This is a genomic window from Pedobacter sp. 01N416, assembly GCF_056399685.1.
The window spans coordinates 1-11559 of record NZ_JBFTRT010000089.1 but is presented as its reverse complement, the minus strand read 5'-3'; the positions used below and the strand labels follow the sequence as shown (position 1 = coordinate 11559).

General features: G+C 37.2%; 10 protein-coding genes. 6 read left to right on the top strand and 4 right to left on the bottom strand.

All coding sequences use genetic code 11. The features are described 5' to 3' along the window. The 3 genes from AC1DND_RS07310 to AC1DND_RS07300 all read right to left on the bottom strand — a co-directional run. Window positions 1–1656 (bottom strand): ABC transporter ATP-binding protein (locus AC1DND_RS07310; protein ID WP_477580356.1); only part of this gene is annotated, 1656 nt, incomplete at its 3' end. Between the two features lie 215 nt (window positions 1657–1871). After that, window positions 1872–2927, bottom strand: a complete 1056-nt coding sequence (locus AC1DND_RS07305) for a glycosyltransferase family 4 protein (RefSeq protein WP_477580354.1) — start codon at window positions 2925–2927, stop codon at window positions 1872–1874. 63 nt (window positions 2928–2990) lie between these two features. After that, a complete protein-coding gene (locus AC1DND_RS07300) occupies window positions 2991–3866 on the bottom strand; it encodes a glycosyltransferase family 2 protein (RefSeq protein ID WP_477580352.1) in 876 nt (291 codons plus the stop codon). Window positions 3867–3924: 58 nt separating this feature from the next. Between AC1DND_RS07300 and meaB the strand changes: the two genes are divergently transcribed. Continuing rightward, window positions 3925–4824: a methylmalonyl Co-A mutase-associated GTPase MeaB gene (gene meaB, locus AC1DND_RS07295; RefSeq protein ID WP_477580358.1), complete on the top strand. Its 900-nt coding sequence runs from the start codon at window positions 3925–3927 to the stop codon at window positions 4822–4824. Window positions 4825–4868: 44 nt separating this feature from the next. Here meaB and AC1DND_RS07290 read toward each other — a convergent pair whose 3' ends face one another. Then, window positions 4869–6158, bottom strand: coding sequence for an aminopeptidase P family protein (locus tag AC1DND_RS07290; protein WP_477580350.1), 1290 nt, complete (start codon window positions 6156–6158; stop codon window positions 4869–4871). Window positions 6159–6330: 172 nt separating this feature from the next. Between AC1DND_RS07290 and AC1DND_RS07285 the strand changes: the two genes are divergently transcribed. From AC1DND_RS07285 to recG, 5 genes are all read left to right on the top strand, one after another. Then, on the top strand, window positions 6331–7677 hold the full coding sequence (locus AC1DND_RS07285) for an OmpA family protein (RefSeq protein WP_477580348.1): 1347 nt from the start codon (window positions 6331–6333) through the stop codon (window positions 7675–7677). Between the two features lie 97 nt (window positions 7678–7774). Next, the gene (locus AC1DND_RS07280) at window positions 7775–7912 is read left to right on the top strand and encodes a DUF6728 family protein (RefSeq protein WP_317130071.1); all 138 of its coding nucleotides are present in this window, start codon (window positions 7775–7777) and stop codon (window positions 7910–7912) included. Between the two features lie 12 nt (window positions 7913–7924). Then, window positions 7925–8305: a RidA family protein gene (locus AC1DND_RS07275; protein ID WP_029274517.1), complete on the top strand. Its 381-nt coding sequence runs from the start codon at window positions 7925–7927 to the stop codon at window positions 8303–8305. A gap of 2 nt (window positions 8306–8307) precedes the next feature. Next, on the top strand, window positions 8308–9210 hold the full coding sequence (locus tag AC1DND_RS07270; RefSeq protein ID WP_477580346.1) for an EamA family transporter: 903 nt from the start codon (window positions 8308–8310) through the stop codon (window positions 9208–9210). 6 nt (window positions 9211–9216) lie between these two features. Further along, a complete protein-coding gene (gene recG / locus AC1DND_RS07265; RefSeq protein WP_477580344.1) occupies window positions 9217–11322 on the top strand; it encodes an ATP-dependent DNA helicase RecG in 2106 nt (701 codons plus the stop codon). Window positions 11323–11559: the final 237 nt, after the last annotated feature.

Below are 11559 nucleotides of genomic sequence, written 5' to 3'. Positions count from 1 at the left end.
ATTTAAGGCATCCTGAACTAATTTTTCAGATTCTGTATCTAAGGCTGAAGTGGCCTCATCCAACAACATGATTGGTGGATTAGCCAATACGGCCCTTGCAATACACACACGCTGTTTCTGTCCTCCTGAGAGTTTATTTCCTCTATCTCCAACAAAAGATTGATAACCATCTTCTGTATTTTCGATAAAATCGTGCGCATTTGCAATTTTTGCTGCGGCAACAACTTCTTCCATTGTGGCATCTGGTTTGGCAAACGCAATGTTATTAAAAATGGTATCGTTAAATAGAAAAGACTCTTGATTAACGGTTCCCATTTGTGCCCTGATGCTTTCGACAGTAAGTTCTCTATAATCGTGGCCATCAATTTTAATTGTTCCTGATTTTGGATCATGGAAACGTGGAAGCAGATCCATTAATGTACTTTTTCCACCTCCAGAAGGTCCGACAAGTGCTACTGTTTGCCCTTTTTCAATGTCGAAGGTTATCGAGTTAAGAATTTGTTTTTCCCCATAACTGAATGATATATTTTGAAGGCTGATTGTACTGTTAAAATCATCAAGAACTTTCGCATCTGGTTCATTAACCAACAATGGTTTAGTATCTATTAGGTCTAAAACCCGTTCGCCTGCTGCAATTCCAGAATGGATTCCACTAAATGAATCTGTTAATGCTTTTGCAGGACGCATTACCTGGGAAAAAATAGCGATGTAAGCAATAAAATCTGATGCGGTTAAGGCGTTTTTATCATTATGTAATATTAATGATCCACCATACCAAACGATAATAGAAATCATTAAGACACCTAAAAATTCAGAAACTGGTGAGCCGAGTTGTTGGCGCCTAACCATTTTGCGTGTTAAATTGGAATAGTATATATTTTCCTTATTAAATTTGTTTTTAATTCGTTCTGTTGCATTAAAGGCCTTTATAATTTTAATCCCACTTAATGCCTCATCTAAAAAGCCAATCATTTTCGCAAAGGATTCATGCGATTCTTTTGCCTGCTGCTTTAACCTTTTTACAATTTTACTGATAATAAATGCAGAAATTGGGATTACCAGTAAAGAGAATAAGGTAAGCTTTGCTGAAATATTAAATAAAAGAATAACATATACAATTAGTGTTACAGGTTCTTTAAAAACAACCTGTAATGTATTGGTAACCGTGAATTGAACCACCTGTACATCAGAGGCTACTTTAGAGATAATATCGCCTTTTCTCTCATTGTTAAAATATCCTACATGAAGGTTCATCACATTGTTAAATACCCGCTTTCTAAAGTTTAGCAACGTATGGACTCTCAAATCTTCCATGTAACGCTGAGAAAAATACCTGAACAAATTGGAAAGCAATACAGAGATAACAATGATAATACAGATGTACATCAGCGTACTCTCTATAGTGTTAACCTTTATTGAATAGTTAACAAAATCTCTTAACTTGCCCAATAAGCTAAATGAGGAGGCTGCTTTATCTGTTAAGCTTGGCGTTTGGCAAGCTTGCTTGTTTGCATTTAAAAGTGTTTCGAACAGCGGCGATAACAATGCCAAGTTAAAGGTTCCGAATAGAATAGAAAGTAAGGTTGCAATAACGTATGGTATGGCAAACTTTTCAATAGGCTTGGCAAATGATAATAAACGAAAATAAGTTTTCATTAAGTATTGTATATATAACAGAACCCAGGAAGTACCCAGTAGGAAAAAAATATAATAAAATCCGAGCAAATGTACGGTTTTTCATACATATGAATAAGATGGAGAAACCCAACAAAATTAAAATTACAATTCTTGGGTTATGGAATGGATTGAGATGCTGTTTTACGGAATGTTTCGCGTCAACCGTTGGGCTATAGAATACAGGTTAATAACTGTTATTCCAAACATTCCTGATATAAATTCAGATATTGGTTGGCTGCAATTTCCCACGAAAATTTTTCTGCTTGGGCAATTGCTTCTTTAGCGCGATTATTTTGAGCGAAATCATTCATTCCTTTTTTAAATACTTCCTGCATGTGTTCAGGTTCAAAATTATCGAAGTAATAAGCCACGTCGCCGCCAACCTCTGGGAGTGAGGTAAATTTGGAGAGGAAAACAGGTTTTCCAAAGTGCATGGCTTCTATTACAGGAAGACCAAAACCTTCCGCAACTGAAGGGAATAAAAAAGCATCGCAATTTTTGTAGTACCAGGCTTTATCTTCATCACTAATTGGCCCTGTAATGTGTACCCTATCCAGACAATTATGTTTTTCTGCTTCCTCTAAAATTCGCTGCTTGTGAGGTGTTTCCCTTCCAGAAATTACCAGTTCAAAATCGTTATCTTTTAATAATGCAGGTAATAAGTGAAAACCTTTTTGTACCGAAAGTAAACCAATGGTAAATACAAATTTCTTTCTGGGTTTAAAAACTGGCTGATGATTTTCATCTGAAACTAATTTATCGGCCCCGTTATAAATTACACTGATTTTATTTGCTGACTCAGGGAAATAGTGTTTTACATCATTTGCAACAAACTGCGATATGCATACAATTTTATCACACTGTGATATTAGCTTGCCTAGTTTTTTTAGATATACCTGGATTCTGTGTGGCCTGCTAAACTTTAAATGAACCTTATTCATGTCATGAATGGTCATTATTTTTTTTGCATTAACTTTTTTTGGTCTTAATCTGCAGGTCTGATCAGAGAGATGAACAACTTCGAAATCATTTTTTTTCTTAAAAAATAACCGATCTAATCTCGAAAGATAAATGATATCAACCAAGCCGTTAAAAAGATATTTTGTCTGTTTGAAAAGATAAAATTTTAATTCAAACTTTCCTTTGTTTTCCTGGATTAATGCGTCGCCTAATCCTTTTCCAAACGAAAAATAGCCACAATTGGCATCTTTCATCGAATCAAAAGTTACTAAGACCTTAGGCTTTTCCATTAATTAAATCGTGTATTTAGAAGAAAAAAAATTATGCAAATATAGACAGATTTAAATTGTAGACTACTTTACAATTTTATAATTCCGGTATTCGAACAAACGCATTCCTGTTAAATCTTCAATTTTTTGCAAAACCTTCCTACGGAAATTCATTTTTGGAGTTTCCTTGGTTAAATCTTTTTCAAATTTCCAGTTTGCAGCAGCAATTCTTTCTTGCATTACTTTTGGATGGCTACCTTTAAAATGAACTAAACGATCGGCATTGTGCATATCATAAGTTTCCTGCACGGGATAATTCTCTTCAATCCATTCTTCTGTTTGATAAAACTGATTAAAGTTCCGCACTTTACCTTGTAATCCTTTTGGTGGTTTAACCCAGCCATAATGATAAATGTAAGCATCAATTAGCTTAACCTTAAGTTTTCTGTCGTTAATTCTGAAGCCTTGCGCATCGCGGTAAGATCTTACCCCAGGTAAATTTTTTATAATCCGAACCTCTCTTCTATACCAGCGTCTGGACTCAGCCAGATAGTCATAAGAAGCATAAAAATGCTTGTATTTTAAAAGTAAGGCCTCTACATTGCTGTTGTTAAGCGCTAGCTCCATTTCTTTTTTGATCAAGGGGAGATAATCTTCATGTATGGCTTCGTCACCTTGAATGTAGATCATCCAATCGGTATCTTCGTTTATTTCTGCTAAGGCCTTATTGGTTTCATCAGCAAAAACACGACCGCCTTCCCTTATGCTGTCATCCCAAACGGTATCGATGGTCCTGATTTTAGGATCGATGCTTTTAACCATTTCAGAAGTCTCATCAGATGAGTTGCCCAGTGCAACTATAAAATCATCACACAAAGGTAAGACTGAAAGTATGGCTTCTTTTGCTGGATAATCGTTTACAATTGCATTTCTTAAAAAGGTAAAACCGGTAACTTTCATTATGTGGATGCTTTGTAGCTGATAATTTTTGTTTATTTGTACAAAGATAGTTTTATTGATGAATACGCATCTATCCATTTTAAGCGAAGTAAAAGCCGGGAATTACAAGGTTTTGGCAAGAACATTAACCCTTGTCGAAAACAACATTACACCAGCCGATTCGATTTTAAGAGATTTAGATAGTCAGGTTAATGTCCCCGTTTTAGGCATTACCGGACCTCCAGGCGCCGGTAAAAGTACCCTGGTAAATGCAATAGCTGGTCATTTTGTTACGAAAGGGATGCGCATCGCGATATTGGCGATAGATCCTACCTCCCCATTTAATTTTGGTTCTTTGCTAGGTGATCGTATCCGCATGGCCGGTCAGTTTAACAATCCAAATGTTTTTATCCGTTCGTTGGCTACCCGGGGCGCTCTGGGCGGTATTTCGGCGAAAACCATCGAGATGGTTGATGTTTTAAAAGCCGCTAATTTTGATCTGATTATTGTGGAAACTGTTGGTGTTGGGCAATCGGAAGTAGAAATTGCCGGATTAGCAGATAAAACCATCGTGGTGCTGGTTCCAGAATCGGGCGATGAGGTGCAGAATATCAAATCTGGTTTGATGGAGATTGCCGATTGCTTTGTGATAAACAAGGCTGATAGAGAAGGAGCAGCTATTTTTGCCAATAATTTAAAGAAAATTGTTCATCAGGGCACGAAGACTATCCCAATATTGAAAACAGTGGCCGATAAAAATACAGGTATTGATGAATTATGTGCTTGGATAATCAAGCCGCTTACAGCTGATCATAATCGAAGGGCTTTTCTGTTTGCAGAGAAAGCCTGGAGACTCATTCAGCRTGAAAAAATGAAGATTGTTGATAAAAAAAGGCTGCTAGAAAAAGTTCAGGCAGCCTTAAAGCAAGATGATTTTAATATTTATCGTTTTGCTGATGAATTTATCCGCAATGGTTAACCTATAATTTTTTGAAGCGGGTTAACTGAAAACGGCCAACTGAACTAACTATTCATAATCTCCTCAATTTCATCAGCTTCCAGTGGGATATCGGCCATTAGATCTACATTTCCGCCTGCGGCGATAAGAATATTATTTTCTAAGCGGATACCCAGGCCTTCTTCTGGAATATATATTCCCGGTTCAACAGTTAAAATATTGCCTGCTGCAAATGGCGTGTATCTTCCGGCAAAGTCGTGTACGTCAATGCCCAAATGATGTGAATTGCCATGCATAAAATATTTTTTATAAGCTGGCCATGCTGCCGTTTGGTTCTTCACGTCTGTTGTAGAAATAAGTCCAAGATTAACCAGCTGCTCAGTCATAATTTCGCCAACCTGTTCGTGGTAGGTATTCCATATGGTTCCTTCGCCAATTAATTTAATCGACCCTTTCATTACGTGCAATACTGCATTGTATACCTGTTTTTGTCTTTGGGTGAACCGACCGTTAACAGGGATTGATCGGCTCATATCTGCATTGTAGTTGGCATATTCGGCGCCAAAATCAAAAAGTATTACGTCGCCATCTTTGCATTCTTGATTATTATCATTGTAGTGGAGGATGTTTGCATTATGGCCGGAAGCAATAATAGGGGTGTAGGCATGACCTGTTCCACCTTGGCGGATAAATTCGTGGATAATCTCCGCTTCAATTTCATATTCTTTAACGCCGGGCTTGGTAAATTTTAATACCCTGATAAAGGCATCACGTGTTATTGCTGAAGCCTTTTTAGTTAGTTCAACTTCAACATCTGATTTAACTGCACGTAAATTTCGCATAATTGGTGCCGAACGTTCATAATGATGCAACGGATATTTTGCCCGCATTTTCTCAATGAAACGGATATCACGATAAGGRACTTCATGGGCATACCTATCATTCTCATTTGTATTTAAATAAATATGTTCAGCATAGTTCACAATGCTATGCAATATGTTATCAAAATCTTCTAACCAATATACCGCTTGAATACCCGATGCGGCTTTAGCCTGCTCTTTAGTGTATTTGTATCCTTCCCAAACTTTAATGTAATCGTTAGTCTGTCTTAAAAACAGGACTTCTCTGTACAAAGGATTAGGACAATCAGGAAATAATAGCAATATTGTTTGTTCTTGATCAATTCCTGATAAATAAAATAAATCAGGGTTTTGCTTAAAAATAAAGTTCTGATCGCCGCTTCTAGGAAATTCATCGCTTGAGTTGAATATAGCTAATGAATTGTTTTTTAGGTTGTTAGTGATTTTTTTTCTGTTTAAAATAAATAATGACTGATCAATAGTAGGATATTTCATGAAAATGATATTTTTATATGGGCAATGGCCAAATGTAATAAAATGATTAATTACTGTGAAGTTTGGAACGGAGTTTGTATAAAAGTTTGAAAATTTAAAATTTTGTTTAATTTTGGCATTACTAAAAAATTAATCAATTAAATTGTTTAACCCTTAAAAAAGAAAAAAGATTATGAATTATTCTACTTTAAAGAAAAGTGTTGCGCTTTCTTTAGTGGCATTAACAGGAGTTGCTTCTCTTGCTGTCGCTCAAGATGCACCTGCAACAACTTCTGCTGTCAAGGTATTTGGCGGTAGAGGTCAGTACAGAACTTGGTCTATCGGTGTACATGGTGGTGTTTTAATGCCAGTTGTTGCTATCGGTGGTACTAATGATTTCAACAAATGGGATGCTAACTTAGGTTACGGTTTAAACATCCGTAAACAACTAGGTCACTCATTCGGTTTAGAATTAAACGGAACTCGTGGTAAACTTTCAGGTACTAACGAAGGTATTACTAACCCAGCTACAAAAGATTTCGAAACTGAATTACAATATGCTGTAGATTTACGTGGTGTTGTAAACGTTGGTTCTATCGATTTCTTACGTCGTGAGAACTCAGTAGGTTTCTTCTTAACTGCTGGTGCTGGTTATATGGCTTATGCTCCAAAAGTTACTTTAGGTAATGGTACTGTTATTGACTGGAAAGGTAAAGCTGTAGGTCCTGCTGATGACAGACATGATGCTAAAGATTACGTAAAAGGTTTCTACATTCCAGTTGGTGCTGGTGTTAAATTCAAAGTTTCTGAGCGTGTTAACTTTAACTTAGGTTACACAATGAACTTTGTTGATGCTGATAACTTAGATGGAGTTTATGCAAAAGGTCAAACTAAAGATAAATTCTCTTACGGTTATGCTGGTTTAGAATTCTCTTTAGGTTCTTCTGCTAAACCAAGTTTAGAATGGACTAACCCATTAGCTACTATGTACGATGAGTTAAAAGATCCAACTTTACGTCAAGAAGTTGAAGCATTGAAAAACCGTGTTTCTGCTGTTGAAAAATCAGTTGAAGATTTGAAAAAAGATACTGACGGTGACGGTGTTGCTGATCAATTCGATAAATGCCCAGGAACTCCTGCTGGTACTGCTGTTGATGGTTCAGGTTGTCCTCTTCCAAAAGTTGAAGCACCTACTGCTGCTACAAGTGATGTAACTGGTTTCGAAAAAATCGGTTTCGATTTCAACTCTTCAGTTTTAAAAACTGAGTCTTACCCTACTTTAGATAAATTATCTTCAGTGTTACGTGAAAACGGTGGTAAAGTAACTGTAAACGGTTACGCTTCAAGCGAAGGTACTGCTGCATATAACTTGAAATTATCTAAAGACAGAGCTAACTCTGTTAAAACTTACTTAGTAAACTCTGGCGTTAACGCTAGTCAAGTTGCTACTAAAGGTAATGGCGAAGCTAATCCAATTGCTTCTAACGATACTGAAGAAGGTCGTATCCAAAACCGTCGTGTTGAAACTGCTAGAAACTAGTATTTCAATATAAGATTTAAAAAAGTCCTGATGAAAGTCAGGACTTTTTTTGTGCCTTTTAATTTTCTGTGTTAAGCTTTTTAGCTAAGTTTGTGTTATGTACTTCTTTAGAAAAAAGGATCCAAACAGGCCAAATAATATCAATCTGAAAATTATGCATTTTATAAATGCATTGGCCATCTTAATTTTTCTTGCAGGTATCATCTACAAGCTAATCCAATGGCTTGCTAAATAACCCCAAAATTGTATGAAACAAATTATTAAAACAACCAATGCTCCAGCTCCAATTGGACCATATAGCCAAGCTGTACAAGCCGGAAACTTTTTATTCGTATCAGGCCAGGTAGCCATTAATCCCGAAAATGGAGAATTAAATATTGGCAATATTGAAGAAGAGACACACCAGGTAATGCGTAACCTTAAAGCAGTTTTGCTTGAAGCAGGTTTAACTTTCGATAACGTAGTAAAGTCTACTATCTTCTTAAGCGATATGGGTACCTTTGCTCAGGTAAACGAAGTTTATGGACAGTATTTTACTGCTGATTTCCCTGCGCGCGAAACGGTTCAGGTTTCGGTATTGCCTAAAAATGTTAATGTAGAAATTTCTGTAATTGCCATTGTAGGCTAATTTTGGCAGATAGTAAAAGCAAATATTTTATAGCCGGCATTGTTCCTTATATTATCTGGGGAACAATGTCTATACCTTTGCGTAACATAAAAGGTTTTCCGCCACACGAAATTTTATACTACAGGATATTTATTTCCATTATCGTAGTTTGGACAATTATTCTTTTATTCAGAAGGGAAGCACTAAAGAATGATTTCAATTTCTTAAAATCATTAAGCGCCCCTAAGAAAACAAGATTATTGTTGCTTACCATAGTGTCGTCATTTCTGATCACGGGAAACTGGTTCACCTATATTTATGCCGTAAATAGCGTAAGTTTAAAAGCAGCCGCCTTTGCCTATATGGTGTGCCCACTGTTAACTGCGCTCTGTGGATTTATCATTTTAAAGGAACAGTTAACAAAGGTTAAAATTATTGCCCTAATCATTGCATTTATAAGTATCATCCTATTGGCAACAGGCTCTATACATGAAGTAATGTGGGCCATTATCGTCGCATCTTTTTATGCCTTATATGTTATTGTGCTAAAAGTAATTAAAGATGTAGATAAGTTTAATTTTTTGGGCGTTCAGTTAATTTTATCAGGATTAATAATGCTTCCGTTGTATTTTCTTAATGCTGCGCCTTTTCCTACCGAAACCTTCTTTTGGTCGCATATATTGTTGATTGCCATTGTATTTACCATTATTCCACTCTTTTTAAATTCGTATGCACTGTTGGGTATGCCTTCATCGGCCCTGGGTATTTTGATCTATCTCAACCCTATAGTTGCATTTACCGTTGCATTTTTCTACTTTAAAGAGAAAATAGATCTGCACCAATTTTTTGCCTATTTGCTTTTGCTGCTATCGATCGTTATTTTTAACGGACAGTTGCTAAAGAGTGTTGTTTACAAGAAACAGTAAAATATTTTGTTTAATTCGGTATTAGATACACCTGTTGAGTTTTTAAAGGGCGTTGGGCCAAGCCGTGCCGATGTTTTGAAAAAGGATCTCGGCCTGTTCACTTATCAGGACATGCTTGCACACTATCCGTTCAGGTATATCGACCGTACAAAATATTTCAAGATTAACCAGATTAATCCTGATTCGCAATATATCCAGATTATTGGGCGCGTGATCAGCAAAAAAGTAATTGGCGATAAAAGAGCAAAACGTATTGTTGCTGTTTTTAAAGATGAAACCGGAATTATGGAATTGGTTTGGTTCCAGAGCCTAAAATGGGTTGATGATAATATCACTGTTGGCACCGCTTACGTGGCCTTTGGAAAACCAACCATCTTTAACGGTACATTCAGTATCTCGCATCCAGAAATGGAGCTATACCAGCGCAAACAGGTGGGACGGGGAAATTTAACCTTACAGCCGGTTTATAACTCAACAGAGAAGCTTAAAAAGTTTAATCTTGATTCAAAAGGCTTACAGCGTTTAATCGCCGGCTTGTTGGATCAGATCATCCCCCAGGTTCCCGAAAATTTACCACAATACATCATTGATAAGTATCAGCTGCCAGATAAAAGATTGGCGCTACTGAATATTCATTTTCCTAAAAATGTGAAGGATTTAAGTTCAGCAGAAAGACGCCTTAAATTTGAAGAATTATTCTTCATCCAATTACAGCTTTTGCACAATAAACATTTGCGCCAGTTAAAATTTAAAGGTGTAACCTTTGAAAAGGTTGGCGAAAAGGTAAATCGCTTTTATAACGAGTTTTTGCCTTTCGAATTAACCAATGCGCAAAAGCGTGTGGTTAAAGAAATTAGGATAGATACACAACGCGGTGTGCAAATGAACCGGCTTGTACAGGGCGACGTAGGAAGCGGTAAAACTGCGGTTGCACTGATGAGTATGCTCTTAGCAAATGACAACGGCTACCAGGCTTGTATGATGGCTCCCACTGAAATTTTGGCGCGCCAGCACTATGCCTCTATTACAGAACTTGTAACCAACGACCTGGTGCGTGTTGCTATCCTTACAGGAAATACCAAAAAGAAGGAGCGTACTGTTTTGCATGAGCAATTAGAGAATGGAGAAATCGATATTCTGATCGGAACACATGCCCTGATTGAAGATAAGGTTCAATTCAAGAATTTGGGGCTGGTTGTGATTGATGAACAGCATCGTTTTGGTGTAGAGCAACGCGCTAAGCTTTGGCGGAAAAATATTATTSCCCCACACATCCTAGTGATGACCGCTACGCCAATTCCGCGTACTTTGGCCATGACCCTATACGGCGATCTTGATGTTTCGGTTATTGACGAATTACCTGCGGGCAGAAAACCAATAGAAACCAAACACCTTTTTGAAGGCCAACGCCTCAGGATGTTCGGTTTTATGAAGCAGGAAATTGCCAAAGGCAGGCAGGTTTACATTGTTTATCCTTTAATTAAGGAAAGCGAAAAATTAGATCTTTTGCATCTCGAAGCTGGAATTGAGCAGTTGAGCTATCAGTTTCCTAGGCCTGATTACCAAATGAGTATTGTACACGGGCAAATGCCCAATGCCGATAAACAGTTCGAAATGCAGCAGTTTATCGACGGTAAAAGCCAAATTATGGTAGCCACTACCGTAATAGAGGTGGGCGTAAACGTACCTAACGCTTCGGTAATGGTAATTGAAAATGCCGAACGGTTTGGGCTTTCACAGCTGCACCAGTTGCGTGGTAGGGTAGGCCGCGGTGCAGAACAGTCTTTTTGTATATTAATGAGTGGGAATAAGCTGAGTAAAGAAGGTAAGATTCGTTTGGAAACAATGGTAAGAACCAACAACGGCTTCGAAATATCAGAAATAGATTTACAGCTACGCGGCCCTGGCGATATTACAGGAACTCAGCAAAGCGGCGTTTTAGATCTGAAGCTTGCCGACCTGGCCAAAGACCAGATTATTTTGTCTGAAGCACGTAACACCGTAATCGCACTTTTTGAAGACGATCCGCAGCTGGCAAAGCCCGAAAATGCAATCTTAAAAGCTTACCTGCAGAAATTAGAAAGGGGCATTTCTTTCGACAAAATAAGCTAATCTTGTATTAAGTTTGAATTCTTCCAATTATTATAATTTTCTTCTCTTCCTATTTTGCAATAATATTTAGTGCTGTATTATTAGTGCTACTTTGTGTAGTTTGAAATTATTTTTTTACTAATCAGCCCCTTATAAATATTATTTTACCCCCTTTTTTTTACCTCCTAATATTTCTATCTTGCGTGTAACCAAATGTGAACTGTAGCGTCGGCAAGTCCAAAATTAGGTACATCGTAC